General features: G+C 67.7%; 25 protein-coding genes and 1 pseudogene. 17 read left to right on the top strand and 9 right to left on the bottom strand.

What is annotated here, in order from left to right; all coding sequences use genetic code 11:
* Positions 1 to 27 precede the first annotated feature (27 nt).
* Together BLW48_RS14100 and BLW48_RS14095 are read left to right on the top strand one after the other, a co-directional pair.
* Positions 28 to 981 (top strand): branched-chain amino acid transaminase, encoded by a 954-nt coding sequence (locus BLW48_RS14100; protein WP_093053364.1) that lies wholly within the window; start codon positions 28 to 30, stop codon positions 979 to 981.
* Between the two features lie 8 nt (positions 982 to 989).
* Positions 990 to 1199, top strand: a complete 210-nt coding sequence (locus BLW48_RS14095) for a zinc-finger domain-containing protein (RefSeq protein WP_081270012.1) — start codon at positions 990 to 992, stop codon at positions 1197 to 1199.
* 33 nt (positions 1200 to 1232) lie between these two features.
* Here the strand turns inward: BLW48_RS14095 and BLW48_RS14090 are convergent, their stop codons facing one another.
* From BLW48_RS14090 to BLW48_RS14065, 6 genes are all read right to left on the bottom strand, one after another.
* A complete protein-coding gene (locus BLW48_RS14090) occupies positions 1233 to 2489 on the bottom strand; it encodes an O-antigen ligase family protein (RefSeq protein ID WP_093053366.1) in 1257 nt (418 codons plus the stop codon).
* Positions 2490 to 2560: 71 nt separating this feature from the next.
* Positions 2561 to 3760, bottom strand: a complete 1200-nt coding sequence (locus BLW48_RS14085) for an ATP-binding protein (RefSeq protein WP_093053369.1) — start codon at positions 3758 to 3760, stop codon at positions 2561 to 2563.
* A gap of 10 nt (positions 3761 to 3770) precedes the next feature.
* Positions 3771 to 4493, bottom strand: a complete 723-nt coding sequence (locus BLW48_RS14080; RefSeq protein WP_093053372.1) for a response regulator transcription factor — start codon at positions 4491 to 4493, stop codon at positions 3771 to 3773.
* A 118-nt stretch (positions 4494 to 4611) separates the two neighbouring features.
* Positions 4612 to 5454 (bottom strand): beta-ketoacyl synthase chain length factor, encoded by an 843-nt coding sequence (locus tag BLW48_RS14075; RefSeq protein ID WP_256330774.1) that lies wholly within the window; start codon positions 5452 to 5454, stop codon positions 4612 to 4614.
* A gap of 5 nt (positions 5455 to 5459) precedes the next feature.
* Positions 5460 to 6662 (bottom strand): beta-ketoacyl-[acyl-carrier-protein] synthase family protein, encoded by a 1203-nt coding sequence (locus BLW48_RS14070; RefSeq protein ID WP_093053378.1) that lies wholly within the window; start codon positions 6660 to 6662, stop codon positions 5460 to 5462.
* Positions 6663 to 6818: 156 nt separating this feature from the next.
* Positions 6819 to 8204, bottom strand: coding sequence for an AmpG family muropeptide MFS transporter (locus BLW48_RS14065; RefSeq protein ID WP_093076729.1), 1386 nt, complete (start codon positions 8202 to 8204; stop codon positions 6819 to 6821).
* A gap of 60 nt (positions 8205 to 8264) precedes the next feature.
* Here BLW48_RS14065 and BLW48_RS14060 point away from each other — a divergent pair.
* The 14 genes and pseudogenes from BLW48_RS14060 to BLW48_RS13995 all read left to right on the top strand — a co-directional run bounded on the left by BLW48_RS14060 (position 8265) and on the right by BLW48_RS13995 (position 22473).
* A pseudogene (locus BLW48_RS14060) lies at positions 8265 to 9119 on the top strand (M48 family metallopeptidase).
* A gap of 202 nt (positions 9120 to 9321) precedes the next feature.
* Entirely contained in the window at positions 9322 to 11055 is a 1734-nt protein-coding gene (atzF, locus tag BLW48_RS14055) for an allophanate hydrolase (protein ID WP_093175542.1), read from the top strand.
* A gap of 12 nt (positions 11056 to 11067) precedes the next feature.
* Positions 11068 to 12069, top strand: a complete 1002-nt coding sequence (locus BLW48_RS14050; protein WP_093053390.1) for an ABC transporter substrate-binding protein — start codon at positions 11068 to 11070, stop codon at positions 12067 to 12069.
* Positions 12070 to 12074: 5 nt separating this feature from the next.
* Entirely contained in the window at positions 12075 to 12902 is an 828-nt protein-coding gene (locus tag BLW48_RS14045) for an ABC transporter permease (protein ID WP_093053393.1), read from the top strand.
* Complete coding sequence (locus BLW48_RS14040) at positions 12899 to 13732, top strand: ABC transporter ATP-binding protein (protein WP_093175540.1); 834 nt, start codon at positions 12899 to 12901, stop codon at positions 13730 to 13732. The genes BLW48_RS14045 and BLW48_RS14040 overlap by 4 nt, the downstream gene beginning before the upstream one ends.
* Positions 13729 to 14109 carry an oxalurate catabolism protein HpxZ gene (gene hpxZ / locus BLW48_RS14035; RefSeq protein ID WP_093175537.1) on the top strand — a complete coding sequence of 127 codons (381 nt, stop codon included), beginning with the start codon at positions 13729 to 13731 and terminating at the stop codon, positions 14107 to 14109. Before BLW48_RS14040 ends, hpxZ begins: the two co-directional genes overlap by 4 nt.
* Positions 14110 to 14160: 51 nt before the next feature.
* Positions 14161 to 15285, top strand: a complete 1125-nt coding sequence (locus BLW48_RS14030; protein WP_093076738.1) for a BMP family ABC transporter substrate-binding protein — start codon at positions 14161 to 14163, stop codon at positions 15283 to 15285.
* A 23-nt stretch (positions 15286 to 15308) separates the two neighbouring features.
* Positions 15309 to 16370 carry an ABC transporter permease gene (locus tag BLW48_RS14025; protein WP_093076739.1) on the top strand — a complete coding sequence of 354 codons (1062 nt, stop codon included), beginning with the start codon at positions 15309 to 15311 and terminating at the stop codon, positions 16368 to 16370.
* Positions 16367 to 17290, top strand: a complete 924-nt coding sequence (locus BLW48_RS14020) for an ABC transporter permease (RefSeq protein WP_093053407.1) — start codon at positions 16367 to 16369, stop codon at positions 17288 to 17290. Before BLW48_RS14025 ends, BLW48_RS14020 begins: the two co-directional genes overlap by 4 nt.
* A 5-nt stretch (positions 17291 to 17295) precedes the next feature.
* Entirely contained in the window at positions 17296 to 18288 is a 993-nt protein-coding gene (locus tag BLW48_RS14015; protein WP_093175535.1) for a formamidase, read from the top strand.
* A gap of 5 nt (positions 18289 to 18293) precedes the next feature.
* Positions 18294 to 19004 carry a biuret amidohydrolase gene (locus tag BLW48_RS14010; protein ID WP_093054229.1) on the top strand — a complete coding sequence of 237 codons (711 nt, stop codon included), beginning with the start codon at positions 18294 to 18296 and terminating at the stop codon, positions 19002 to 19004.
* A 175-nt stretch (positions 19005 to 19179) separates the two neighbouring features.
* Positions 19180 to 20766, top strand: a complete 1587-nt coding sequence (locus BLW48_RS14005; protein ID WP_093175532.1) for an ABC transporter ATP-binding protein — start codon at positions 19180 to 19182, stop codon at positions 20764 to 20766.
* 256 nt (positions 20767 to 21022) lie between these two features.
* Positions 21023 to 21700, top strand: a complete 678-nt coding sequence (locus tag BLW48_RS14000) for a cysteine hydrolase family protein (RefSeq protein WP_093175530.1) — start codon at positions 21023 to 21025, stop codon at positions 21698 to 21700.
* Between the two features lie 29 nt (positions 21701 to 21729).
* Positions 21730 to 22473, top strand: coding sequence for a GntR family transcriptional regulator (locus BLW48_RS13995; RefSeq protein ID WP_176928762.1), 744 nt, complete (start codon positions 21730 to 21732; stop codon positions 22471 to 22473).
* 17 nt (positions 22474 to 22490) lie between these two features.
* On the opposite strand, the gene BLW48_RS13990 is transcribed toward BLW48_RS13995, so the two are convergent.
* Both BLW48_RS13990 and BLW48_RS13985 read right to left on the bottom strand, forming a co-directional pair.
* The gene (locus tag BLW48_RS13990) at positions 22491 to 23465 is read right to left on the bottom strand and encodes a tripartite tricarboxylate transporter substrate binding protein (protein WP_093175527.1); all 975 of its coding nucleotides are present in this window, start codon (positions 23463 to 23465) and stop codon (positions 22491 to 22493) included.
* A 31-nt stretch (positions 23466 to 23496) separates the two neighbouring features.
* The gene (locus BLW48_RS13985) at positions 23497 to 24735 is read right to left on the bottom strand and encodes a flavin-dependent oxidoreductase (RefSeq protein WP_093175525.1); all 1239 of its coding nucleotides are present in this window, start codon (positions 24733 to 24735) and stop codon (positions 23497 to 23499) included.
* A gap of 102 nt (positions 24736 to 24837) precedes the next feature.
* Between BLW48_RS13985 and BLW48_RS13980 the strand changes: the two genes are divergently transcribed.
* Positions 24838 to 25746, top strand: coding sequence for a LysR family transcriptional regulator (locus BLW48_RS13980; protein ID WP_093175523.1), 909 nt, complete (start codon positions 24838 to 24840; stop codon positions 25744 to 25746).
* On the opposite strand, the gene BLW48_RS13975 is transcribed toward BLW48_RS13980, so the two are convergent.
* Positions 25743 to 26651, bottom strand: a complete 909-nt coding sequence (locus BLW48_RS13975; RefSeq protein ID WP_093175520.1) for a LysR family transcriptional regulator — start codon at positions 26649 to 26651, stop codon at positions 25743 to 25745. The two genes, BLW48_RS13980 and BLW48_RS13975, sit on opposite strands and share 4 nt — an antisense overlap.
* Positions 26652 to 26745: the final 94 nt, after the last annotated feature.

The raw sequence follows: 26745 nt of genomic DNA, 5'->3' as shown, positions 1-26745 counted from the left end.
CCGCTTCCCAAACAAAGGAATCAGGAAATGAGCTCGATCCCCCCCTCGCTGGACGACCGTGACGGCAAGATCTGGATGGACGGCGAACTCGTGGACTGGCGCGACGCCAAGATCCACGTGCTGAGCCACACGCTGCACTACGGTTGCGGCGCCTTCGAGGGCGTGCGCGCCTACAAGACGGCGGACGGCGGCACGTCGATCTTCCGCCTGGCAGAGCACACCGAGCGCCTGTTCAACAGCGCCAAGATCCTGCGCATGAAGATCCCGTTCACGCCCGAACAGCTCAACGAGGCCCAGAAACAGGTGGTGCGCGAGAACAAGCTCGAAAGCTGCTACCTGCGCCCGCTGATCTGGATCGGCTCCGAAAAGCTCGGCGTGAGCCCCAAGGGCAACAAGATCCACGCCATGGTCGCGGCCTGGTCCTGGGGCGCCTACCTGGGCGAAGAGGGCATGAAGCGCGGCATCCGCGTGAAAACCTCGAGCTACACCCGCCACCACGTCAACATCACGATGACGCAGGCCAAGACGGTGAGCAACTACACCAACTCGATCCTGGCCAACATGGAAGCGCTGGACGACGGCTACGACGAGGCGCTGCTGCTCGACGCGAGCGGCTTCGTGTCGGAAGGCGCGGGCGAGAACATCTTCGTGGTCAAGGGCGGCGTGGTGTACACGCCCGACCTTTCGGCCGGCGCGCTCAACGGCATCACGCGCAACACCATCCTGCACGTGTGCAAGGACCTGGGCCTGGAACTGGTGCAAAAGCGCATCACGCGCGACGAGGTCTACATCGCCGACGAGGCCTTCTTCACCGGCACCGCTGCTGAAGTGACGCCCATCCGCGAACTCGACCGCGTCGAGATCGGCAACCGCGGCGACGGCGGTGCCCGTGGCCCGATCACCGAGAAAATCCAGTCTGCCTTCTTCGACATCGTGAACGGCAAGAACCCCAAGTACGCCCACTGGCTCACGAAAGTCTGAGAGAACCCATGTCCACCAATGCAGTCGTCGAACTCCTGGCCAAGGAGCTCAACCATCAGGGCGGCGTTTTCTGCCCCAGCCCCAAGGCCGACATGAAGCTCTGGAACAGCCACCCGAAGGTGTACCTCGACGTGGCGCGCACCGGCGAGGCCAAGTGCCCGTATTGCGGCACGGTGTACCGGCTGAAGGCCGGCGAGACGGTGTCGGCGCGGCACTGAGCCGAGCCGACGCAACCGCCCCTTTACTGCAGTTCAGGCAGCAGCCTGGGGGGCGGTTTCTTTCTTGCGCCAACGCGACGGCAGCAGGTCGCGCCACGGATCCGGGTCTTGCTTCTCCTGCGCCAGCCGCAGGTAGACCATCGCGATGAACAGCAGTGCCAGGCCGATCTGCGCGTCGCGCATGGCCGAATTCACGCTCGACGCGATCAGCGCGATCAACGTAGCTGCCAGCGCATAACGGCCCGCCATATCGGGCCGTTTCCACGCCTGCCAGACGGCGGCGACCATGATGACCAGCAGGCTCAGCAAGGCCGGCAGCCCGCCCTGCGCGCCGACCCACAGGAAGTCGTTGTGCGGCATGTTCGAGTCGGCGAACAGCGCCGGGCCGCGCTTGTGCCACTGCTCGGTCCAGCCGCCGATGCCCCAGCCGGTGAGCGGCCGGTCGGCGATCATGAGGCCCGTGTCCTTGTACATGTAGTAGCGGATCACCCAGCTGCCCTTGAAGATGGCGCCGGCCTGCGCCTCTTCGATTTCCTGCACGCCGGTCTCGACCTTGTGCTGGAGCTGCGGCAACTGGTACAGCCCGGCCCCCAGCACCACGGCCCCCAGCACCAGCGCGCTCACCAGCATCTTCAGGTGATTGCGCCACTGGTGGATGCACACCACCGGAATCACCAGCAGCAACGCGAGCACCGAGGTACGCGAAGTCAGCGGCAGCGCCACCACCACGCCCAGCCCGAGCAGCAGCACGAAGGCCGGAATAGCACGCAGCGGCTTGTGCGCGGCGATCTGCGCAATGCCCCACACGGCGGCGGTGGACGCCACCACGCTGAACAGCAGCGCGTTGCTGATCGACTTGTTGCCCACCTCCATGACCACCGCGCGCAGCGGCGACCAGACCGGAAAGCCGATGGCGTAATAGGCCACGATCAGCAGGATATTCAGCGCCGCGATCAGCAGGAAGCCGCGCAGCGCCCATATCGCTTCTTCGCGCGTGAGCGCCATCGCCATCAATATCGTGAGGCCGATGCGCACCCCGTGGAACAGGTTGGAGCCGGTTTCGGGGTAGTGCCGCCCGAAGGCCAGCACGAGGAAGGTCCAGGCCAGGTACGCCACCACCGGCCACCACAGCGGGTTGGCGCGCAGCCGCGCGTAGCGCTCGCGCAAGCCGCCGGCCACCAGCATGGTGAGCAGCAGCAAGATGGCCGAAAGGTAGGTGACGCCGACCGGCATGAACACCACCAGCCCCCAGAACATGGCCGCGGGCCGAACGATGTGCGATCTCTGCATAGGGGCGGGATTTTAGGTTGGCATCTGGGAGCCAACCTGACCACGGCCCCGTGCGGGCGAGGGTGGCGCGGTCAGTGCCCGCGCGCTACGGCCGGCAACCGGATCACGAAGCTGGCGCCGCCGCCCGGGCGGTCTTCGCAGCGCACCGTGCCGCCGTGCCGTTCGGCGATCGACTTCACCAGCGCCAGCCCCAGGCCCACGCCGCCGTTGCGCTCGCTGGCGCCCGGCAGGCGGTAGAAGGGTTCGAAGATGCGTTCGCGCAGGGCCGTGGGCACGCCGGGGCCGCGGTCGTTGACGCGCACGGTGGCATAGCCGTTGGCGCTGCCCAGCTCCACCGCGATTTCGCCGGCGCCGTATCGGCGGGCGTTTTCCAGCAGGTTGCGGATCGCACGGCGCAGCAGGCGCGACACGCCCGGCACGGTGAGCGTGGCGTTGTCGGTGCCTTCGGCCAGGTCGAGCTCGGCGTTCACCTGCGAGCACTCTTCGGCCGCCAGGCCGGTCAGGTCCACGGCCTCGATGGTGCCCATGTCTGCCTCGCTGGCGTCGAGCCGGCTGGCCAGCAGGATTTCGTCGATGAGCTGGTCGAGCTCGCCGATGTTGCGCGAAATTTCCTCGCGAGCGGCCGGGCTCGGGCGCTCGCCCATCAGCTCCAGGCCCATGCGGATGCGTGTGAGCGGTGAACGCAGCTCGTGCGAGGCGTTGGCCAGCAGCGATTTGTGCGAGCGCACCAGTTGCTCGATGCGTTCTGCCGACGCGTTGAATCGTTTTGAGAGATCAGCCACTTCGTCCTGCCCTTCTTCGGTCACCCGCACCGAGAGATCGCCCTCGCCCCATCGCTGCACGCCGCGCTGCAGGGATTCCAGCCGCTGCGTGATGCGCCGCACGATCGGGTACACGCCCAATGCCACCGCCACGCCCACCAACGCGATCATCCAGCCCAGCCCGAAGGGCGTGCGCCACGGCGCGAAGCCGCCGGAGCCGGTGGGCCGCTCGCGTGGCGCCACGCGCAGCGTGATGGCCTTGCCGTCGCTGAGCGTCACGTCGAACTCCAGGCCCTGGCCCGGTACGCGCAGGGCGGTGCCCGCGCCGATCGGCTTGTCCTGTGCGTCCAGCACGACCACGTTGCGCGGCACCGGTGCCAGGCGCTCGCGCTCGGCCTCCGCCGCTTCGCGCACGATCCAGTTGGCCATCAGCGTGAGGATGACGACGCCGCCCACCACCGCGAGCCAGATGCGGACGTAGAGGTGGCGTGAGTAGAGGCTGCGCAGCATCGGCAGCCGCTCAGTCTTGCTGTTTCGCGAACACGTAGCCCACGCCGCGCACCGTGAGGATGCGCTTGGGGTTCTTCGCGTCGACTTCTATGGCCGCGCGGATGCGGCCCATGTGCACGTCGATGGAACGGTCGAAGGCTTCGAGTTCGCGGCCGCGCACGGCCTCCATGATCTGGTCGCGCGTGAGCACGCGGCCCGCGCGCTCGGCCATCGCCACCAGCAGGTCGAACTGGTAGGAGGTCAGGTCGGCCAGCGCGCCGGCCACCGACACGGTGCGTGCATTGCGGTCGATTTCCAGCGTGCCGAAGCGCATCACCGTGGAGGCTTCGGCCTCGGTGGCGTTCTCGCTGCGGCGGCGCAGCACGGCGCGGATGCGCGCCAGCAGCTCGCGCGGCTCGAAGGGCTTGGGCAGGTAGTCGTCGGCGCCGATTTCGAGGCCGATGATGCGGTCCATCGGGTCGCCCTTGGCCGTCAGCATCAGCACCGACACCTTCGACAGCGGGCCGGGCAGCGCGCGGATGCGGCGGCAGACTTCGAGCCCGTCGGTGTCGGGCAGCATCAGGTCGAGGATCACCAGGTCGGGCGCGTGCTGCTGCAGCTGCTCGAGCCCGGCGGCGCCGTCGCCGGCATGGTTGAACGCGAAGCCCGACTGCGTCAGGTATTCGCCCACCATCTGCGCCAGGCGGGCGTCGTCTTCGATCATCAGGAGTTGGGGGGTGCTCATGCGCTTCATGGTCGTCCACAGGGAGCAAGCAGGCTTGAACGCTCCGTAAAGTTGGGTAAACCTCGAATATCCCTGTCAACCGGCGATGCTGCGAAAAGCATAGCGCCGGGGGCAGGGGGCACGGTACTCAGCCCCGGCTGTGCGGCCTCAGCTGCAGCCGCAGCGACAGCGTGGGAGACAGCGGCAGGTCGATGGGGGCCGAACCGTTGCCATTGTCGATGTGCGCCAGCGATTCGAACAGCGGCAACGCCTGCGCCATGGGGTTGATTTCGGCGAGCGACTTCGCGGCCTCCGAGTGCGGCGGCGTGGCGTTGTCGTTGTTCTCGGTGCCGGCCAGCGACCAGTCGAGCGCCGCCACGGTCCGTTCGGTCGGTTCGCTGGCGATCACCAGCGCCAGCGCCAGCAGGCCGCGGCTGTCGGTCACGGAGGTCAGCGCACCCACCGTGGGTGCGTCGTAGCCCACCAGCAGCACCGGCTCCTGGTCGCAGGCGCATTGCACCGCAGCTTCGAGCAGGCCCGAGGCAAAGCTGTGCTCGTAGGCCGACACGGCGTTGCTGGCCGCCATGCAGCCGGTGCCGATGGTCCAGTAGCCCACGGCCGCGTTGTGCACCGAGTTGTGGAACTTGGTGGGCGACAGCATCTTCGGGTCGCTCGCGAGCGTGCTGCACATGTAGTCGTTGATCGACAGGTCGCCGTGCGCCGAGGTGAACACGCAGGGCACGTCGGCAGCGTTGCGGCCCGAGCCGGCCAGGGCGGCGGCCGCCACTTCGAGCGCCAGCGCCACGGTATCGGGCGCGCGGCGGCGCTCGGCCGGGGCCAGCACCTGTGGCGACGGGCGCTTGGCGGGCGGGTCGGCCAGCGTGCCTTCGCCGCGGAAAGCGGCGCGCGCGGCCTCCCAGCCGGGCAGCGTGGGTGTCCAGAAGGCGGGGCCTTCGATGTAGAGGGTCGGGGGCGTGGGGGCTTGGTTCATGTCGCTCATGCCGCCTTGCCGAACACCAGCGAGCAGTTGTTGCCGCCGAAGCCGAATGAATTGGTCAGCGCATAGCGCACCTCGCCGCGCGCCGGTTCGAGCCTGATCTGCGGGCCGAAGCCTTCGTCCAGCGTGTGGGTGTTGACGGTGCCCGGCATCACGCCGCGCTCGATGGCCAGCAGGCTGATGACGGCCTCGACGATGCCCGCCGCGCCCAGCGTGTGGCCCATGAAGCCCTTGGTCGAGCTGGCGTGCGTGCGCGCCGGGAAGCGGCGCGCCACCAGCGCGCCCTCGACCTCGTCGTTCTTCTGGCTCGCGGTGCCGTGCATGTTGATGTAGTCGATGGCCTCGGGCGCGAGGCCGGCGCGCGCCAGCGCCTCGTCGAGCGCGCGTTCGGCGCCCAGGCCCTCGGGGTGCGGCGTCGACATGTGGTGCGCGTCGCTGGCCTCGCCGTAGCCCAGCAGGTGCAGCGGCGCGGCGTCGGCGCCGGTCTGCACGCGCTCGACCAGCGCGAAGCCCGCGGCCTCGCCGAGGCTGATGCCCTTGCGTGTGGCGTCGAAGGGCCGGCACGGCTCGCTCGACACCAGTTCGAGCGAGTTGAAGCCGAACAGCACGCTGCCGCACAGCGTGTCGGCCCCGCCGACCACGGCCGCGTCGGCCAGGCCCAGGCGGATCAGCCGCTCGGCCGAGGCGAACACCTTGGCGCTCGACGAGCAGGCGGTGGAAATGGTTTCGCTCGGGCCGCTGATGCCCAGCACCTGCTGCGTGAACATGGCCAGCGAATGCGGCGTGTGCACTGCGGCACGGCGCTGGTTGGGTGGGAACATGCCCTGTTCGTCGAGCTGGGTGTAGGCCAGCTCGGTCTCGCCGATGCTGGCGGTCGAGGTGCCCAGGATCAGCGCGATGCGTGAGGCCCCGTACTTCTCGCGCGCGGCGGCCACGGCCTCGATGAAGCCGTCGGCATGCAGGCCCAGCCAGGCGAGCCGGTTGTTGCGGCAGTCCCAATGGGCGAGCGATTCGGGCAGGCGGATCTCCTCGAGCCCGTCGACGCGGCCGATCCAGGTGGGCAGAGGGGCGTCGCCGAAGTCATTGGCGCGCAGTCCGCTGCGCGACTGCGCGAGCGCGTCGGCCAGCACGTCCTTGCCGACACCGACGGCGGAGGTCGCCGTGTAGGCGCTGATTTGGAGAGGAGAAATTCGGGACGGCACGATCTTGTAGGGGCTTGCAGGCAGGCTCGCGGACGATGGGCGCGCAGGAAGAGGGCGCGAGGGGGAAAGGAGAATGAAAGAAACGAATGTATACCGGCACAGCCTACCAGTTGCGCGGCGCGCGCAGCGTCGGCTGTTTCCTATAGGGCCCAGGCCCTATTGACGGTCGGCGGGCCTTGTGATGGCCGTCATCCGCGAGGCCAGCGCCACCAGCACCAGCACCGGCACGCCCAAGAGCGCGGTGGCGACGAAGAAGGTGCTGTAGCCGTAGGCGTCGACGAAGACGCCCGAATAGCCGGCGATGAACTTCGGCAGCAGCAGCATCAGCGAGCTGAACAGGGCGTACTGCGTGGCCGAATAGCTGATGTTCGTGAGGCTCGACAGGTAGGCGATGAAGGCCGCCGAAGCGATGCCGCCGGCCAGGTTGTCGGCCGAGACCACGGCGATCAGCGCCGTCAGGTCGTGCCCGCGCGAGGCCAGCCAGGCAAACAGCAGGTTGCTGGCCGCGCTGAGCACCGCGCCCAGCATCAGCACCCGCATCACGCCCAGGCGCATCGACAGCACGCCGCCGACGAAGGCACCCACCAGCGTCATGATCACGCCGTAGATCTTGCTGACCGAGGCCACCTCGTCCTTGGTGAAGCCCATGTCCACGTAGAAGGGGTTGGCCATGATGCCCATCACCACGTCGCTGATGCGGTAGATGGCGATCAGCGAGAGGATCAGCACCGCCTGCCACTTGTAGCGGCGGATGAAGTCGGCGAAGGGCTCTACCAGCACGCTCTGCAGCCATTCGGCGGCATTCTTCGCCTTGGGCAGCACGCGCGGCACCGGTTCGGGCGACAGCAGCACCGTGATCACGCCCACCGCCATCGAGGCCGCCATCACCAGGTAAGCCGTCTTCCACGCCCCGTTCTGGTAGGCCGCCGCGCCCGTGACCGCGGCCGCCGGTGCCACCTCGGCCCAGGCCGCGACCCACAGCACGCCCGCGCCAGCCCAGATCATCGCGAGCCGGTAGCCGGTCTGGTAGGCGGCCGCCAGCGCGGCCTGCTTGCGCGTTTCGGCCGATTCGATGCGGAAGGCGTCGAGGGCGATGTCTTGGGTGGCCGAGCCGAAGGCCACCAGCAGCGCGCACCAGATCAGCGGCGTGAGGCCCAGCCGGGGGTCGTTCAACGCCATGCCGATCAGCCCGGCGATCACCACGCACTGCGCCAGCAGCAGCCAGCCGCGTCGGCGTCCCAGCAGCGTGGTCAGCGGCGGCAGGGGTAGCCGGTCGACCAGCGGCGCCCAGACCCATTTGAAGCCGTAGGCCAGGCCGACCCAGCTCAGGTAGCCGATGGTGGTGCGGTCGATGCCCGCTTCGCGCAGTCGGAAGCTCAGCGTGCCGAGCACCAGCAGCAGTGGGAGCCCGGCGGAGAAACCCAGCGCCAGCATGCGCAGGGTGGCGGGTTCCAGGTAGACCTTCAGCGCGTCGCGCCAGGGCGGTGAGGGGGTGGTGGGGGTTTCTGCGGGCGAGGCGGACATGAACCCCGGATTGTCCATGAGCGGAGGGGGACATCGGCCAGGGCCTTTGTCTTCATTTGTTCCTATGATCCGCCTCCTATGTGCACACGCTGCGATCGCCCTGTTTCCGCCATTTCTGCCGCTTCTGGGTGGAATCCCCGGCGGGCCTTTCTCCTGGCCGCCGCCGGCGCGGCCCTCGGTGCGCCGGCGCTGGCGCAGGTCGATGTCGGCAACGCCTCGGTGGCGCGCAACCTCGTACCGGCCGACAGGATCGAGGCTGCCGGCGTGTAGCAATACGGCCAGTTGCTCGAACAGGCGCGCGCCAAGAATGCGCTCGCGGGCGACAGCAACCCGCAACTGCAGCGCCTGCGCGCCATCGCCAAGCGCCTCATTCCTTTCGCCACGCCGTGGAACTCGCGCGCCCGCGACTGGAAATGGGAGGTCAACCTGATCGGCAGCAAGCAGATCAACGCCTTCTGCATGCCCGGCGGCAAGATCGCCTTCTTCACCGGCATCCTCGAACAGCTCAAGCTCACTGACGACGAGGTCGCGATGGTCATGGGCCACGAAATGGCCCACGCGCTGCGCGAGCATGCGCGCGCCCGCATGGCCAAGAGCGCGGGCACGGGCGCGGCGCTCTCCATCGGTGCGCAACTGCTCGGCTGGGGCCAGGTGGGCGACCTGGCGGCGCGCGCCGGCACGCAACTCCTCACGCTCAAGTTCAGCCGCAGCGACGAGACCGAGGCCGATCTCGTGGGGCTCGAACTCGCGGCGCGCGCGGGCTATGACCCGAAGGCTTCGGTGTCGCTGTGGAAGAAGATGGCCGCGGCGTCGAAGAACCAGGGCAGCCTGAACTTTCTCTCGACGCACCCGAGTGGGCCGGATCGCATCACGAAGCTTGAAGCGAACCTGCCGAAGGTCGAGCAGCTCTACCGCGACGCGAAGAAGAGCTGACCTGCATGACGCTCTTTCCCCTTGGGGAGAGGGCGGCGGTCTCTGGATAAGAGCCGCGCCTCATCGTCTGCACCTGCCCTCACCCCAACCCTCTCCCCGAGGGGAGGGGGAGCCAATCCCGACACGTTTCCGATCCGCGCCACACCGCGTTTCCGCTGGCACGCCGCTTGCATCTCAACTTGTACACATGTTTGGATGCCTAATGATGGTGCATGAAGAAAACGGAGAAAGCGGATCGCCCGCCGCCGCCTGGATCGCGAAATTCGCGGCCCCCGTGGCGGACGCAGCGGCTGGCAAGGCCCTGGGCTTTGCCCTGCCGCTCGCCGGACTGAGTTTCGCGGTCAAGGACAACATCGACGTCGCCGGCGCGCCCACCACGGCCGCCTGCCCGGCCTTCGACCGCCTCCCCACGGTCCACGCAGCCGTGGTGCAGCGCCTGCTCGAAGCCGGTGCATCCCTGGCTGGCAAGACCAACCTCGACCAGTTCGCCTGCGGCCTGAACGGCACGCGCTCGCCATACGGCGAGGTACCCAACGCCTTCGACGCGCGCTATGTCTCGGGCGGCTCCAGTTCGGGCTCGGCCTATGTGGTGGCGGCCGGCGAGGTCGACTTCGCGCTGGGCACCGACACCGCCGGCTCGGGTCGCGTGCCGGCCGGGCTCAACAACATCGTCGGACTCAAGCCTTCGCGCGGCCTGCTGAGCACCTTCGGCGTGGTGCCCGCGGCGCAGAGCGCCGACTGCGTCTCGATCTTCGCGCGCACCGTCGCCACCGCGGTCGACGTGCTGCTCGCCGCAGTCGGCCACGACGCGCGCGACCCGTACTCGCGCGACCTGACCCTGAGCCGCAAGCCGCTGCCCGCGCACTTTCGCTTCGGCGTACCCGACAAGCTGAGCTTCTTCGGCGACACCGCCGCCGAACGGGCGTTCAACGACGCGACCGCGCGCCTGCTGGCCATGGGCGGCTCACCAGTCACCATTTCCTACGCCCCGCTCGCCGAGGCCGCCGCGCTGCTCTATGAAAGCGCACTGGTCGCCGAACGCTACGCCGCGGTGCGCGAGTTCTTCGATGCGCACGGCGACGACGTGATCGAGCCCGTGCGCGGCATCCTTGCGAGTGGCCGCAACTACAGCGCCGCCGACGTGTTCGAGGCCCAGACGCGGTTGCGCGCCATTGCGCAGCAGGTCGAGCCGATGTGGCGCGACATCGACGTGCTGCTCGTGCCCACTGCGCCCACGCACTACACCCGCGAGCAGATGCGCGCCGACCCGGTGGTGCTCAACCGCAACCTCGGCGCGTACACCAACTTCGTCAACCTGCTCGACTACGCCGCGCTCTCCGTGCCCAGCAGCCTGCGCGCGGACGGCCTGCCCTTCGGCATCACGCTGATCGGCCCCTGCGGCAGCGACCTCGCGCTGGCCGACCTGGGCCAGCGTTACCACCACGCCACCGGGCTCGCGCAAGGCGCGACCGGCGTGCCGTTGCCCGAGCCGCGTGCCATTCCCGGCCTCGCCGCGCCGGACGCCGGCACCCTGCCCATCGCCGTGGTAGGTGCACATCTCTCGGGCATGCCGCTCAACAGCCAGCTCACCGAGCGTGGGGCGACGCTGCTGCGCGCCACCACCACCTCGCCCTTCTACCGCCTCTACGCGCTGCCGGGCACCGTGCCGCCCAAGCCCGGCCTGCAGCGTGTGGTCGAGGGCAATGAAGGTGCCGCCATCGCGCTCGAAGTGTGGGCCGTGCCCCTGGCACAGGTCGGCAGCTTTCTCGCCCTCATTCCACCGCCCCTGGGCCTCGGCAGCGTCGAACTGGCCGACGGCAGCTGGGTGAAAGGCTTCATCTGCGAGGGCCACGCGCTGGCCGGTGCGCAGGACGTGACCCTCCATGGCGGCTGGCGCGCATACGTCGCGAGCCGCGCCACCCCGAGTTCCAACTGATCAGGAGTTCCGATGAGCACCCAAGACAAACCTCCCGCATCGCGTCGCCGAAAGCTGCTGCAGGCCGGCGCCGCGGGCCTGGCCGTGCTGGCCGCGCCCGCCATCGTGCGTGCGCAGGGCGCCGCCAAGCTGCGCATCGGCTTCTGGCCCGTGGCCGCCGGCCTGCCGTTCTTCGCGGCGGTCGACAAGGGCTACTTCAAGGAAGCCGGCCTCGACGTCGAGCCGCTCAAGTTCGCCGGCGCGCAGCAGGTGATGGAAGGCATGCTCGCCGGCCGCTGCGACGGCAGCGCCAACGGCACCGGCTCGGCCAACCTCGCCATCGGCGAGATCGCTCAGCCGGGCCTCTTCAAGATCTTCTGCACCAACCCGAGCAACGCGAAATACGTGCTCGACGAATTCATCGTCGCCAAGGACAGTCCCATCAAGACCATGGCCGAGCTGGCCGGCAAGAAGGTCGCCTCGGGCCCCGGCATCCAGAACGTCACGCTGTGCAAGACCATGCTGGAGCGCGCGGGCGCCAAGGGCGCGACCGTGAGCGAACTGCCCATCGGCCAGCACGTGGCCGCACTGGTCGCGGGCCAGGTCGACGCCTGCTACACGCTGGAGCCCACCGGCACTGTCGGCCGCATGAACGGCACCACGCGCGTCATCGAGGCCGGCGTGGTCGCCAAGTACATCCTCGGCGACCCGATGGCGCCCTGGCACGGCGGGGCGGCCAGCCTCACCACCGAGTTCATCAAGAAGAACCCAGAGATCGCCAAGAAGTACATCGCCGCCTACGCGCGCGGCGTGGAGCTGGTGCGCACCAAGCCCGACGAGGCGCGCCAGTTCATGAAGGGCTACACCGCCATCGAAGGCAAGCTCACAGCCGAAGTGCCGCTCGCGTCGTACATGCTCTACAACGAGTTCAAGCCCAGCGACGTCGCGTACTTCCAGAAGTTCTACGACCTGTTCACCGACAAGGGCATCTTCGAGAAGAAGGTCGTGGTGGACACGCTCCTCTACAAGGCCTGACGACCATGGCCGAAGCAAGCTCGACCACGGCCGCGCCGTGGACCCCGCCGGCCAGCACGGCCACTGCCGCGCCCAAGCCGCCGCTGCGCGACCGCATGCTGCCCTTCATAGGCCCGGTGGTGCTGTTCATCGTGTGGGACCTGGTGGTGCGGCTCGGCTTCATCAAGCCGATATTGCTGCCCACGCCCGCCGACACCATCGCCGCGCTCATCACCGGCCTGGCCGGCGGCCCGCTGCTCACCGACTTCGCCATGACCGTGTGGCGCACCGTGCAGGCCTTCGTCATCGCGGCGGCCATCGGCGTGCCGCTGGGAGTGCTGCTCGGCAGCAACGAGAAGGCGTACCGCAGCGTGGAGTTCCTGATCGACTTCTTCCGCTCCACGCCGTCGTCCGCGCTCATTCCGCTGTTCCTGCTGATCTTCGGCGTGAGCGACGTCAACAAGGTAGCCATCGCGGCCTTCGGCGCGCTGCTCATCGTGGTGTTCAACAGCGCCTACGGCGTCATCAACGCACGCAAGCAGCGCGTGATGGCGGCGCGCGTCATGGGCGCCTCGCGCTGGCAGGTCTTCAAGGACGTGCTGATCTGGGAAAGCCTGCAGCCCAGCTTCGTCGGCCTGCGTTCGGCGGTGTCGATGGCGCTGGTGATCGTCATCGTGGCCGAGATGTTCATCGGCTCCGACACGGGGCTCGGTCACCGCATCATCGATGCGCAGCAGGTGCTCAACGTGAAGAGCATGTACGCGGCGATTCTTGCGGCCGGTGCGCTGGGCTATGCGCTGAACATCCTCTTCCTCATTGCCGAACGCCGCATCGTGCACTGGAGCGGAAGATGAAAGTCACGCAAGACATCGTCCTCAACGGCCCGGTGTACGCCGACGTGCCCAGGCCGGCCTTCAAGCCGGGCCCGGCAGGCACGCACATCACCATCCGCGGCCTCACCAAGTATTTCGCGGGCTGGCCGCTGTACGAGAACTTCGACCTCGACATTCCCAAGCACGCCATCGTCTCGGTGTTCGGGCCGAACGGCTGCGGCAAGTCCACGCTCATCAACATGATCGCGGGGCTCATTCCCATCGATTCGGGCGAGATCCTGTTCGACGGCAAGCAGCGCAAGGACACCAAGATCGGCTACGTGTTCCAGAACTACCGCGAGGCGATGTTCCCGTGGATGCGCACCATCGACAACATCGCCTACCCGCTGAAGCTCGAAGGGCGCAGCAAGGCCGAGGTCGACCGCCGCATGGAAGAGCTGGTGGCGTCCTTCGACGTGAAGTTCGACCTGAAGCGCTTTCCGTACGAACTCTCGGGCGGCCAGCAGCAGACCGCGTCGATCATGCGTGCGCTCGCGCCCAACCCCGAGGTGCTGTTTCTCGACGAGCCCTTCTCGGCGCTCGACTTCGAGATGACGCTGTTCATCCGCGAGAAGCTGCAGGAGGTGTTCATGCAGACCGGCACCACCATGCTGCTGGTGTCGCACGACCTCGAAGAGGCGGTGTACCTCGCCGACGAAGTGCTGCTGCTGACCAAGCGGCCCACCAAGGTCGCCGAGATACTGCGCTATGGCGACGCACGCCCGCGCACCGTCGAGACGCTGAGCACCGAGAGCTTCGTCGCCATGAAGAAGCTCAGCCTCGACATCTTCCAGCGGGAGGTTCGCCGGTGACTCCCGAGATCAATATCCCCGATGTGCTCGCTGAAGTGAGCGCTGTGTTCGCGCGCTACGAGGCGGCACTGGTCGGCAACGACCGCGCGGTGCTCGACGAGCTCTTCTGGAACAGCCCGCACACGCTGCGCTACGGCTTCTCCGAAAACCACTACGGCCACGCCGACATCAGCGCATTCCGCGCATCGCTGCCCCAGCAGAGCCCGCCGCGCGAACTGCTGCGCACCGTCATCACCACCTACGGCCGCGACTTCGCGACCGCCAACGTCGAGTTCCGCCGCGAAGGCAGCCGCCAGACCGGCCGCCAGAGCCAGACCTGGTTGCGCACGGCCGATGGCTGGCGCGTAGTCGCCGCCCACGTGAGCCTGCTCGGCTGACCCGCGGGCACATTCTTTGCACCCACCTCAAATCCAAGACCGGAGTACGTCATGACCAGCCAATTCAATCGCCGCGATTCCCTCAAGACCCTGGCCGCACTTGGCGCGGCAGGCAGCCTCGGAAGCTGGAGCGCCCTTGCCAGCGCACAGGCCAAGCCCAAGCCGCTCACCGTGGGCGTGATCTACGTCGGCGCACGCGACGACTACGGCTACAACCAGGCGCACGCCATGGCTGCCGCCGAGATCAAGAAGCTGCCCGGCATCAAGGTGGTCGAGGAAGAGAACGTACCCGAGACCGCCGCCGTGCAGAAGACCATGGCCGGCATGATTTCGCAGGACGGCGCCAAGCTGCTGTTTCCCACTTCGTTCGGCTACTTCGATCCGCACATCCTCGCGGTCGCGCCCAAGAACCCCGACGTGCGCTTCTCGCACTGCGGCGGCCTCTGGACTGAAGGCAAGCACCCGAAGAACGTCGGCAGCTTCTTCGGCTACATCGATGAGTGCCAGTTCCTGAACGGCGTGATTGCCGCGCACATGACGAAGAGCAACAAGATCGCCTTCGTCGCCGCCAAGCCCATTCCGCAGGTGCTGCGCAACATCAACGCCTTCACGCTCGGCGCGCGCTCGGTCAAGCCGAACATCACCTGCAGCGTGATCTTCACGGGCGACTGGTCGATGGCGGTGAAAGAAGCCGAAGCCACCAACAGCCTGGCCGACCAGGGCTGCGATGTGTTCACCATGCACGTCGACGGCCCCAAGGTGGTGGTCGAGACGGCAGCCAAGCGCGGCAAGATGGTCTGCGGCTACCACGCGAGCCAGGCCAAGCTGGCACCCAATGCATACCTCACCGGCGCCGAGTGGAACTGGCTCACTGCCTACAAGACCGCCATCGAAGCCGCGCAAACCGGCAAGCCGCATCCCAACTTCCTGCGCGGCGGTTTGAAGGAGGGCTACGTGAAGATGTCGGCCTACGGTCCCATGGTGCCGGACGCCGCGAAGAAGCAGGCCGACGACATCAAGGCGAAGATGATCGCGGGCACTTTCGACATCTTCAAGGACGGCATCAAGGACAACAAGGGTGCGGTCGTGGTGCCGGCCGGCAAGGTGCTCAAGCAGACCGACCTGGAACTCGAGAAGATGAACTACCTCGTCGAAGGCGTCGTCGGCCAGGTCTGAGCCGCGCGGCAACAAGCATCGCCATGCGCCACGCGCTCAAGGAATTCGCACTGCCGGTGTTCGCCATTGCGGCGGCACTGCTGGTGTTCGGCCTGCTGGTGGCCTTCGCGGGCGTCGATCCGGTGGAGGTCTGGGCCACGCTGTTCAAGGGCGCGTTCGGCGACTGGTTCTCGTGGCAGAACACGCTGCAGCGCGCTGCGCCGCTGATGCTCACCGCGCTGTGCGTGGCGCTGCCCGCGCGCGCGGGGCTCATCATCATCGGTGGCGAGGGCGCGCTGGTGTTGGGTGGGCTGGCCTGCGCAGCGCTGGCGCATGCGGTGCCGCTACCCGGCAATGTCATCGGCACGGTGATCGTGTGCATCGCAGGCGCCATCGCTGGTGCGGTGTGGATCGTTCTCGCGGGCTGGCTGCGGCAGTTTCGCGGCATCAACGAAACCATCAGCAGCCTGCTGCTGGCCTACATCGCCATCGGCATCTTCAAGCACCTGGTCGAAGGGCCGCTGCGCGACCCGGCGAGCCTGAACAAGCCTTCGACCTATGCATTGAACGACGGGATGCTGATAGGCGGCATCGGTGGTTCCGACGTGCACTGGGGCCTGGTGATCGGTGTCGTGGCCTGCCTGGGGCTCGGCTGGTGGCTGCGCGCCACGGCTTCGGGCTTCTCGGTGCGCGTGGTCGGTGGCAATCCGCGCACTGCGCAGCTTGTGGGGCTGCCGGCCACGCGGCTCATTCTTTCGGCCTGCGGCCTCGGCGGCGCGTGCGCGGGGCTGGCGGGTGCGGTCGAGGTGGCGGCGGTGCACACCAATGCCAACGCCTCGCTGATCGCGGGGTATGGCTACGCGGGCATCCTCGTGTCCTTCATCGCGCGGCACAACCCGGTGGCCATCGTGCCGGTGGCGATCCTGTTCGGCGGCTTCGGCGCGGCGGGCAGCTTGCTGCAGCGGCGACTCGGCCTGCCCGATGCGTCGGTGCTGGTGCTGCAGGGTATCGCCTTCGTGCTGATCCTCGCGAGCGAGGGCCTGCGCACGGTCAACTGGAAGAAGTTCGGCGACCGCATGCTGCCCGAGGCAAGGAGCTACACATGACGGCCGACCAATGGATCGCGCTGGTTGCCGGCATCGTCGGCGGCGCGCTGCGCGTCGGTGCTCCATTCCTTTTCGTGAGCCTGGGCGAATGCCTCACCGAGAAATCGGGGCGCATCAACCTCGGGCTCGAAGGCGTGCTGGTGCTGTCGGCCATGGCGGCCTTCGGCGGTGCCTACCTCACCGACTCCGCATGGCTCGGCGTGCTGATCGGCGCGGTGGCCGGTGCGGCGCTCGCGCTGCTGCACGGCCTGCTGTGCTCGCTCGACCGCGTGAACGACGTGGCGACCGGCATCGCTCTGATGCTGCTCGGCACGGGGCTCGCGTTCTATCTGGGCAAGCCGCTCATCCAGCCGCAGGCGCCGCAGATTCCCGCGATCCCGCTGGGCTTCTGGAGCGACAACACTGTCGTGCGCTCGGCGCTGCAGCTCAATGCGCTGGTGCCCATTGGCGTCGCGCTCGCAGTGCTGCTGTGGTGGGGCTTCGCGCGCACGCGTGCCGGGCTGCTGGTGCGCATGGCCGGTGACTCGGCGCAGGCCACGCGCGCGCTCGGCTACTCGGTCTCGGGCCTGCGCATCGCGGCGACCACGGCGGGCGGCTTCATCGCCGGGCTCGGCGGTGCGTCGCTCACGCTGTTCTACCCGGGCAGCTGGAACGAAGGCATCTCCAGCGGCCAGGGCCTGATTGCGGTGGCGCTCGTGATCTTCGCGCGCTGGAGCCCGCTGCGCTGCGTGGGTGCGGCGCTGCTCTTCGGCGGCGCGGGCGCCATTGGCCCGGCTCTGCAATCCATCGGCATCGGCTGGGGCTACCACCTCTTCAACACCGTGCCGTATGTGCTCACGCTGGTGATTCTGGTGTTCACCTGCAAGCCGGGTAGCGCGGCCGTCGGCAGCCCCGGCGAACTCTCGTCGACAAGGAGTTGAACGTCATGAGCGGTCTCGGAGGCCTCAACAAATCGGCGCATGGTGTCGTCGTCGGTCTGGTGCAGTTGCAGCTGCCGAGCGTGAAGACGCCGGCCGACCTCGCCGCGCAGGCGCAGCGCATCTGCGAGATGGTGGGCAAGGCCCGCCGCAACCAGTCGACCATGGACCTCGTGGTGTTCCCGGAGTACGCGCTGCACGGACTCTCGATGGACACCAACCCCGAGATCATGTGCACGCTCGACGGCCCCGAGGTAACGGCCTTCAAACAGGCCTGCATCGAACACCGCATCTGGGGCTGCTTCTCCATCATGGAAGCGAACCCCGGCGGCAATCCCTACAACAGTGGCCTGATCATCGACGACCACGGCGAGATCAGGCTCTACTACCGCAAGCTGCACCCGTGGGTGCCGGTCGAGCCGTGGGAGCCCGGCAACCTGGGCATTCCGGTGTGCGACGGACCCAACGGCAGCAAGCTGTCGCTCATCATCTGCCACGACGGCATGTTCCCCGAGATGGCGCGCGAGGCCGCATACAAGGGCGCAGACATCATCCTGCGTACGGCCGGCTACACCGCGCCCATCCGCCATGCGTGGAAGATCACCAACCAGTCCAACGCTTTCTGCAACCTCGCCTACACCGCGAGCGTGTGCCTGTGCGGCAGCGATGGCAGCTTCGACTCGATGGGCGAGGGCATGTTCTGCAACTTCGACGGCACGGTGCTGGTCGAGGGCGGCGGCCGCGTGGACGAGATCATCACCGCCGAACTGCGCCCCGACCTCGTGCGCGAGGCCCGCACCAGCTGGGGCGTGGAGAACAACATCTACCAGCTCTATCACCGAGGGTATGTCGCGGTGAAGGGCGGCGCACAGGACTGCCCCTACACCTACATGCACGACATGGCCGCCGGCACCTACAGGCTGCCGTGGAGCGCCGAGGTGAAGGTGACCGACGGCACGAGTTGCGGCTTCGCGCCGCCGCAGCGCAACTACGCAGGATGACGACCATGACCACCACCATCGCCAACACCACCGAACGCCACGTGGCCGCCGAGCCCTATGCCTGGCCCTACAACGGCGCGCTGCGGCCCGACAACACCGCGCTCATCGTCATCGACATGCAGACCGACTTCTGCGGCAAGGGCGGGTACGTCGACGTGATGGGCTACGACCTGTCGCTGGTGCAGGCGCCGATCAAGCCGATCGCGCGTACGCTGGCGGTGCTGCGGCCGCTGGGCTATCACATCATCCACACGCGCGAAGGGCATCGGCCCGACCTCGGCGACCTGCCGGCCAACAAGCGATGGCGGTCGCGGCAGATCGGTGCGAATGGCGTGGGCATCGGCGACGACGGGCCGTGCGGGCGCATCCTGGTGCGCGGCGAGCCGGGCTGGGAAATCATTCCCGAGCTTGCGCCGCTGCCGGGCGAGATCGTGATCGACAAGCCGGGCAAGGGGTCGTTCTACGCGACGGACCTCGAACTGATCCTGCGTACGCGTGGTATCGAGAACATTATCCTTGCGGGCATTACGACCGATGTTTGTGTGCACACCACGATGCGCGACGCGAACGATCGGGGCTTCGAGTGCCTGTTGTTGTCGGACTGCACGGCTGCGACGGACTACGGCAACCATCTCGCTGCGCTGAAGATGATCACCATGCAGGGCGGCGTGTTCGGGGCGCATGCCACCTCGCAGGCCTTGCTGGCGGTTGTATGACGCTGCTTTGTTCGGGGCACGATCACGCCGACGGGGTACCTTGCTCCGCGAATGTCCCCCGGCCTTCGGCCTCCTCCTTTATTTCGCTGCGCAAGGCACCCCATCGACGTGATCGGTCAGAGCGGTTGTTGATAGGCGGCACCCCGAACACGCACCGAAGGGATGGCAAACGAACATGAGCGCCACATCACCCCACGCCATCGGCGGCCTTCCCTCAGGCACTGGCGCACTCGCGCTCGACACCTACGAGCTCACCAAACGCTTCGGCGCCTTCACTGCCATGGACCGCGTGACGATGCGCGTCGAGCCCGGCACCGTGCATGCGCTGCTTGGCGAGAACGGCGCGGGCAAGAGCACGCTGGTGAAGTGCGTGGCGGGCTTCCAGCGTGCGGAGGAGGGCAGCATCCTGATCGACGGGCGCGAGCAGGACATCGCCAACCCCATCGTGGCGCGCGCGCTGGGCATCGGTATGGTCTACCAGCATTTCACGCTGGCGCCCGGCATGACGGTGGCGGAGAACCTGCTGCTCGCAGGCGGCAAGACGCCGGCGCTGATCGACTGGAAGACGAAGCGCGCGGAACTGAAAGACTTTCTTGCGACCACGCCGTTCAGCCTCGACCTGGACGTGCGCCCTTCGGAGCTCGCGGCCGGCGAGAAGCAGAAGCTCGAACTGCTCAAGCAGCTGTACCTGAAGCCGCGCCTGCTGATCCTGGACGAGCCCACCTCGGTGCTTACGCCACAGGAGGCCGACGAGGTGCTGGGTCATGTGCGCGAGTTCGCGCGCAGCGGGCTGTGCACGGTGCTCATCATCACGCACAAGTTCCGCGAGGTGATGGCGTATGCCGACAGCGTGACGGTGCTGCGGAGGGGCAAGGCGGTGCATCACTGCCGAGTTGTGGACACCAGCCCGGCGCAACTGGCGCAGGCCGTGATGGGCGGCGAGCAGGCAACGACATCGACGCCTGTCGCCAGGAAGCCCGTGCTTGCCAATGCGCCAGTTGCATTGAGGGTCGAAGGACTCAAGGCGCAAGGCGATCGCGGCACGCTCGCGCTGCATGACCTGAGCCTGTCCGTGCGCGCAGGAGAAATCCTCGGCGTGGCCGGTGTCTCTGGCAACGGGCAGCGCGAACTGGTCGAGGCGCTCGTCGGTCAGCGTCCGCGCCTTGCAGGCAAGGTCACGGTGATGGGGCAGCCCTACGGTGCGCACCGCGCCGAGAACCGCAAGCTCAAGGTCCGCAGCCTTCCCGAAGAGCCGCTGCGCAACGCCTGTGTCGGCGACCTCAGCGTCGCGGAAAACATGGCGCTGCGTGATTTCGATCAACCGCCTTTGTCGCGTGGCGGTGTGCTGAGCTTTCCGTATTGGCGCAGCAGGGCGCGCGAATGGATCGCGGAGTACGGCGTGAAGACGCAGGGCGAAGGCGCGCCGATCCGCAGCCTCTCCGGCGGGAACGTACAGCGCGCGGTGCTGGCACGGGAGCTGGCCGGCGACATCAACGTGCTGATCGCCGCGAACCCGGTGTTCGGCTTGGACTTCGCGGCCGTCGCCGAAATCCACTCACGCATCGTGCAGGTGCGCGAGAAGGGCGGGGCGGTGCTGCTGATCAGCGAAGACCTGGACGAACTGCTCGAACTGGCAGACCGCATCGTCGTGATGAGCGAAGGCCAGATCGTGTTCGAGACTCCGGCTGCCGGAGCCGAGCGGCATGTGATCGGAGCCCACATGGGCGGCGGTCATCACGAGCCGTTGAAGGCGGCGGCATGAGTGCTCTGTTTTCTTTCGAGATGCAGCGGTGCATCCACGGCGATGGGCGGTATGCCTCCGGTCGGCCGTTGAGGCACCGCCGAGCAGCGCAGCGACAGGCGGATCAGGGCTCGCCCTTGTTTGAGCGAAGCGAGTTTGGGCGAGACCCCGCCTGTCGTGAGCAGCGCAGGGAAGCCCGAAGGGCCGGTGACGTCGGCCGGTCGGAGGCATACCGCCCATCGCCGCACCCCCGCCAACGGAATCAGCGAGAACGAGCATGCGCATAAACGAAGCCAATCCCTTCCCCTACGAGTTCGACGTAGCAAAGACCGCGCTGGTCCTCATCGACATGCAGCGCGACTTCATCGAGCCCGGTGGCTTCGGCGAAACTTTGGGCAACGATGTCTCGCTGCTCGAAGCCATCGTCCCTGCAACGAAAGAAGCACTGCGGGCGTGGAGACAAGCCGGCGGCCTCGTAGTGCACACAAGGGAAGCGCACGCCGCCGACCTTTCCGACTGTCCTCCAGCCAAGCGCAACCGCGGCAACCCCACGCTGCGCATCGGCGACGAAGGCCCCATGGGCCGCATCCTTGTGGCTGGCGAGCCTGGCAACCAGATCATCGAAGCGCTCGCCCCCATCGACGGCGAGATCGTCATCGACAAGCCCGGCAAAGGCGCGTTCTATGCCACCGGCCTGCACGAACTGCTGCAGCAGCGGGGCATCACCCACCTGCTGTTCGGCGGCGTCACGACCGAGGTCTGCGTGCAGACCAGCATGCGCGAAGCCAACGACCGCGGCTACGACAGCCTGCTGCTCGAGGACTGCACCGAAAGCTATTTCCCGGCATTCAAGGCGGCGACGCTCGACATGGTCCGTGCACAGGGTGCCATCGTTGGCTGGACCGCGCCGAGCGCCGCACTGCTCGAGGCGTTGAACAGCAGCCCTTCTTCTTGACGCCGACGCCAGCGACTACCATTCCACACGTGTCTACCGTTCGAACCCGCCCCGAATCTCCCGTTACTGCCACCGATACGGCCGTTTTCCGCACGCGGGCCGACGAGGTCTACGCGCAGCTCAAGCGCGACGTGGCCGACTTCATCCTCGTGCCCGGAGACCGCTTTACCGAGAGCGAGATCAGCGACCGGCTCGGCGTGTCGCGCACGCCGGTGCGGCAGGCGCTGTTCCGGCTGCAGCAGGAAGGCTTCGTCGAAGTGCTGTTCCGCAGCGGCTGGCGCGTGCTGCCCTTCGACTTCGACCAGTTCGAGCAGCTCTACGACCTGCGCATGGTGCTGGAGACCACCGCCGTGCACCGGCTGTGCGAGACCGACCGCCACATCGATCGCGGCCTGCTCGACACGCTGGCCGGCATCTGGCTGGTGCCCGCGGCGCAGCGCAGCAGCGACATGGCGCAGGTGGCGCAGTGGGACGAGGCCTTTCATTGTTCGCTCGTGGCGGCCGCCGGCAACGCCGAGATGGCGCGCGTGCACGGCGACGTGACCGACCGCATTCGCATCATCCGCCGACTCGACTTCACCAAGCAGCCGCGCATCGACGCCACCTACGACGAGCACGCGAAGATCCTGAAGGCCGTGCGAGCCAATCGCGGCGACCAGGCCGCGATGCTGCTGCGCGCGCACATCGAGACCAGCCAGGCCGAGGTGCGCAAGATCACGCTGCATCAGGTGCATCTGGCGCGGCACGCGGGGAAGGCCTCGGCGCCGCGCTGAACTAGCCTGCTGCTGCCTCAGTCAGCGGTGATGTTGCCGCGCTTGACGACTGCGGCCCAGCGGTCCGCATCCTTCTTCATCAGCGTGCCGAATTCGGCCGGCGTCGAGCTTGCCGGCACCATGCCCTGCGACTCGAACGACTTCGCTACCTCGGGCTGCTTCAGCACTGCCGCGATCTCCTTGTTGAGTCGCGCCACCACGTCAGGCGGCGTGCCCTTGGGCGCGAGCACGCCGTACCACATGTCCACGTTGTCGGCGGTCACGCCGGCCTCGGCCAGCGTCGGCACGTCGGGCAGTTGCGGCAGGCGCTTGCCGCTGCCGGTGGCAATGGCCTTGAGCTTGCCCACCTGGATGTGCTGCAGCGCCACGTGCACCGGCAGGAACATGTAGTCGATGCGCCCGCCCAGCAGGTCGGTCACCGCGCCGGCCGTGCCCTTGTACGGCACATGCAGCATCTCGGTGCCCGTGCCCTGCATGAACAGCGCCATCGACAGGTGATGCGGCGTGCCGACGCCCGGCGTTGCATACGTCAGCTTGCCGGGGGCCGCCTTGGCAGCGCTCACCATCTGCGACACCGTCGTCGCCTTCTGCACGTTCGGGTTCGTCACCAGCAGCAGCGTGCCCCATGAGGTGAGCGACACAGGCGCGAAGTCGGCCACCGGGTCGTAGCTCAGCGAGCGGTAGAGGCTGCGGTTCATGACCAGCGTGTTGACCTGCACCATCAGCGTGTAGCCGTCAGGCTTGGCGCGCGCCACGCGTTCGCTGCCGATGTTGCCGCTGGCGCCGGCCACGTTCTCCACGATCACCGGCTGGCCCAGCAGGGCGGGCAGGCGGGCCGAGAGCTGGCGCGCCACCAGGTCGATGCCGGTGCCGGGCGTGTAGGGCACCACCAGCGTGATCGGCTGGTCGGGCCAGGCACAGGCAGCGGTGGCGCCCGTCGCGAGAAGCAGGGCGGCGAGGGTCTTCTTGGTTTTCTCGATCAGCGAACGCATAGTCGTGTCTCCGTGTTCTTTTCAGTGATGCTCAAAGGTAGGAGGCGCGCGCCTTCAGCGCCACCGGGTCGTAGCCGGCCACGCGCTTGTAGTTGTCCGAGATGGCCTGCAGCTCGGCGACGGGCACGACGTCTTCGATGTTCTGGAAGCGCTTGCCGCCCGAGCGCTCGAACACTTCGCGCAGGATCGCGTCGGGCGGGTTGCTGCGGTTGGTCAGCACCACGTTCGTGGTGGCCTTGACGCGCACGCGGTCGTAGTCCTCCAGCGCGGCGGTGCCTACGCCCAGGTCCTTCAGCGCACCGGCCAGGAAGCGCGCATCGATGATCGCCTGCCCGGCGCCATTGGAGCCGCGCGGCACCATGGGATGCGCCGCGTCGCCCAGCAGCGTGAGGCGGCCGTGCGTCCAGCGCGGCAGCGGGTCCTGGTCGACCATCGGGTACTCGAGGATGGTGTCCGACGCGAGGATCAGCGCGGGCACGTCGAGCCAGTCGAAGTGCCAGTCGGCAAACGCAGGCAGGAAGTCTTCGAGCCGGCCCGCGCGGCTCCAGTCGCGCAGGGCGGGCTGTGGCGCGTGGATCTCGGCGACCCAGTTCACGAGCTGATTGCCGTCGGCGTCGATGTCGTTGCGGATCGGGTAGATCACCATCTTGCCGACCGCGAGCCAGCCCGCGCGCACCATGCTGCCGCCCGAGAGAAAGGGCTTCCAGCGCGCGGTGCCGCGCCACATGTTCACGCCCGAATAGCGCGGTGCGCCTTCATCCGGGTACAGCTGCTTGCGCAGCGCCGAGTGGATGCCGTCGCAGCCGACCGCGATTGCGCCGCGCACCGAAGGCGCATCGGCAAAGTGCACGGTGACGCCCCCGGCGTCCTGTGTCACGCCCGTGCAGCGGCGGTTGCACACCACGCTGTCGGGGCCGAGGCGCTTCAGCGTCTCTTCGTACAGCACCGCCTGCAGGTCGCCGCGGTGAATGGAGAACTGGGGCCAGTCGTAGCCCGCGTGCTGGCCTGCAGCCTCGCGGAAGATCAGCTGGCCGTGCTCGGTGAAGAACACGGCCTCCTGCGTGCGCACGCCCACCTTGTCGAGGGCGTCCAGCAGCCCTAGTTCGGTGAGTTCGCGCACCGCGTGCGGCAGCAGGTTGATGCCTACGCCCAGCGGCTTCAGCTCGGGCACGGCCTCGTAAACGCGGCAGGGAATGCCGGCCTGGTGCAGGCTCAGCGCCAGGGTCAGGCCGCCGATGCCGGCGCCCAGGATGATGACTTCGTTGCTCATGGATGGTCGGTCGTTGCGTTCGGTTTTGTCTCGGGCCGCATTAGGAACGCAAGCTGGTCATTTGGGAAATTTAGATGTGATATGGATTTATCATGAATCCTTATGAACCTCTCGACCCGCCAGATGCGCGCATTCCTGCAGGTCGCGCGCATGGGCAACTTCACGCGCGCGGCCGAGCAGGCGCACATCACGCAGGCGGGGCTCAGCATCCTGATCCGCGAGATGGAAAAGCAGCTGGGCTGCCGGCTGTTCGACCGCACCACGCGCGTGGTGAGCCTCACGCCGGCAGGGCGGCGCCTGCTGCCAGTGGTTGAACGACTGGTGACCGACCTCGACGACGTGGCGGCCGAGCTGGGTGCCGAGGGCGACGCCGCGCGCCAGACGCTGCGCATTGCGGCCACGCCGCTGGTGTCCTCGCACCTGCTGCCGCGGGTGTTCACCACCTTCCGCGCCGCGCATCCGCAGGTGAGCCTGCGCCTGTTCGACGCCGACCTGCGCGACGTGGAGGCGATGGTGGCGGCCGGCGATGCCGATGTGGGCCTGGGCTTTTTCTTCAAGGCCGCGGCGGGGCTGGAGCGCACGCCGGTAGGGCGCTTTCACCTGATGCGGGTGGCGCCTTGCGATGGTGATGGCGAAGAGCCGCCTGCCATCGGCACCGCGCCATGGTCCGTATTGCGCAGCGCCGAACTCCTCGGCCTGCCGCCCGGCAACCCGATCCAGAAGGTGATCGACCAGCATCTGGCCACCATCGGCCGTGCCGACGCGCAGCGGCCCGCGTTCAACTTCTTCGGCACGCTGATCTCGATGGTGGAGGCCGGCTTTGGCACTGCCGTGATGCCGACCTTTGCGCTGGCCGCTTGCCGCCGGCACCGCGTGCGCACTGACGTGCTGACCAAGCCGAAGGTGGGGCTCGACTTCTTCCGCATCACCAAGCGCGGCGCGCACGAGACCGAGGCAATGCAAGCCTTCGTGGGTACGCTGGGGAAGGCGTTGCCTGCGCTGTCGCGCTAGCGGGCGTCCGCGGCCTGCGCCCCGGTGAGCCGCTTGCGCAGGAACTCCGCGAAGGCATAGGCGATCACCGGCAACTGCCGGCCGCGCAGGCTGGCCAGTACCAGTTCGCCACGCGGAAAGCCGCGGTCCTCGATGTCCCGCGCCACGATGTCGGGGGCTTCGGCCGCGGCGCCGATGGCCATCTGGAACGAGATCGAGCGCCCGTCGTAGAGGCAGCCGCGCAGGAACTCGAAGCTGTTGCTCTCCACCATGGCCCTTATCCGCGTGGAGCTGCGGGCGAGAAAGCGCTCCAGCATCTGGCGTCCGCCGGTGTCGCGGTTCGGCAGCACCACAGGGTAGTCGGCGCAATCGCTCAGGCGCAGGGTCTTGGACTTCGCCAGCGGATGGCGCTTGTGCATGATGGCCATGAGCTTCTGCTCGACCGCGCACACGCGCTCGATGTCGGACTCCGGCGCCAGGTTGAACACCAGCGCGAGGTCGCTCTCGAAGCTGCGCAGCGCGTCGGCGGCCTGCACGTGGTCGCCGATGCGCGCATCGAAAGCCACCAGCGGGTGCTCCGCAGCGAAGTCATTCACGGCCGCCGGCAGGAAGCGCGGCGCGAGCGCCTGGCTGGCGACCAGCCGGACGGCGCCTCGGCGCAGGCCCTGCAGGTCTTCTATTTCGGAGCGCACCCGCTCCAGCTCCGAAGAGCGGCCGCGGATGTAGCGCACGAACAGTTCGCCCGCGGCGGTCAGGCGCATGCCGCGCGGCAAACGCTCGAAGAGCGGTGTGCCCAGTTCGTCCTCCAGGTCCTGGATGCGGCGGTTGACGGCGGAGGGCGCGACATGGAGCCGCTCGGCCGCCTGGCGGATCGAGCCGGCCCGGGCGACCTCGTCTGCATAGCGCAGGAAGCGAAGGTGGTTCATGCCCGTGGCGATTGCACGAAGCGCGCCAGGAGTGCCGCTTTTACCGTTGCCGCAACGGCAACGGGCAGTACGTGAATCGGTATGGATTCGGAGC

It is taken from the genome of Variovorax sp. YR266, assembly GCF_900107295.1.
In the GTDB taxonomy this organism is placed as follows: Bacteria; Pseudomonadota; Gammaproteobacteria; order Burkholderiales; family Burkholderiaceae_C; genus Variovorax.
Note: the sequence above shows the minus strand (reverse complement) of the source record. Positions and strands in the feature narration are given on the sequence as shown.

Bases quoted from the DNA above. Each gene is read 5' to 3' on its own strand.
- BLW48_RS14040 (WP_093175540.1), top strand. From the start codon at position 12,899: ATGAAAGTCACGCAAGACATCGTCCTCAACGGCCCGGTGTACGCCGAC.
- BLW48_RS13980 (WP_093175523.1), top strand. From the start codon at position 24,838: ATGAACCTCTCGACCCGCCAGATGCGCGCATTCCTGCAGGTCGCGCGC.
- BLW48_RS14090 (WP_093053366.1), bottom strand. From the start codon at position 2,489: ATGCAGAGATCGCACATCGTTCGGCCCGCGGCCATGTTCTGGGGGCTG.
- BLW48_RS14095 (WP_081270012.1), top strand. From the start codon at position 990: ATGTCCACCAATGCAGTCGTCGAACTCCTGGCCAAGGAGCTCAACCAT.
- BLW48_RS14080 (WP_093053372.1), bottom strand. From the start codon at position 4,493: ATGAAGCGCATGAGCACCCCCCAACTCCTGATGATCGAAGACGACGCC.
- BLW48_RS13990 (WP_093175527.1), bottom strand. From the start codon at position 23,465: ATGCGTTCGCTGATCGAGAAAACCAAGAAGACCCTCGCCGCCCTGCTT.
- BLW48_RS14020 (WP_093053407.1), top strand. From the start codon at position 16,367: ATGACGGCCGACCAATGGATCGCGCTGGTTGCCGGCATCGTCGGCGGC.
- BLW48_RS14030 (WP_093076738.1), top strand. From the start codon at position 14,161: ATGACCAGCCAATTCAATCGCCGCGATTCCCTCAAGACCCTGGCCGCA.
- BLW48_RS14045 (WP_093053393.1), top strand. From the start codon at position 12,075: ATGGCCGAAGCAAGCTCGACCACGGCCGCGCCGTGGACCCCGCCGGCC.
- BLW48_RS14015 (WP_093175535.1), top strand. From the start codon at position 17,296: ATGAGCGGTCTCGGAGGCCTCAACAAATCGGCGCATGGTGTCGTCGTC.
- BLW48_RS14050 (WP_093053390.1), top strand. From the start codon at position 11,068: ATGAGCACCCAAGACAAACCTCCCGCATCGCGTCGCCGAAAGCTGCTG.
- BLW48_RS14010 (WP_093054229.1), top strand. From the start codon at position 18,294: ATGACCACCACCATCGCCAACACCACCGAACGCCACGTGGCCGCCGAG.
- atzF (WP_093175542.1), top strand. From the start codon at position 9,322: ATGATGGTGCATGAAGAAAACGGAGAAAGCGGATCGCCCGCCGCCGCC.
- BLW48_RS14000 (WP_093175530.1), top strand. From the start codon at position 21,023: ATGCGCATAAACGAAGCCAATCCCTTCCCCTACGAGTTCGACGTAGCA.
- BLW48_RS13985 (WP_093175525.1), bottom strand. From the start codon at position 24,735: ATGAGCAACGAAGTCATCATCCTGGGCGCCGGCATCGGCGGCCTGACC.
- BLW48_RS14025 (WP_093076739.1), top strand. From the start codon at position 15,309: ATGCGCCACGCGCTCAAGGAATTCGCACTGCCGGTGTTCGCCATTGCG.
- BLW48_RS14075 (WP_256330774.1), bottom strand. From the start codon at position 5,454: ATGAACCAAGCCCCCACGCCCCCGACCCTCTACATCGAAGGCCCCGCC.
- BLW48_RS14100 (WP_093053364.1), top strand. From the start codon at position 28: ATGAGCTCGATCCCCCCCTCGCTGGACGACCGTGACGGCAAGATCTGG.
- BLW48_RS14085 (WP_093053369.1), bottom strand. From the start codon at position 3,760: ATGCTGCGCAGCCTCTACTCACGCCACCTCTACGTCCGCATCTGGCTC.
- BLW48_RS14065 (WP_093076729.1), bottom strand. From the start codon at position 8,204: ATGGACAATCCGGGGTTCATGTCCGCCTCGCCCGCAGAAACCCCCACC.
- BLW48_RS13975 (WP_093175520.1), bottom strand. From the start codon at position 26,651: ATGAACCACCTTCGCTTCCTGCGCTATGCAGACGAGGTCGCCCGGGCC.
- BLW48_RS14005 (WP_093175532.1), top strand. From the start codon at position 19,180: ATGAGCGCCACATCACCCCACGCCATCGGCGGCCTTCCCTCAGGCACT.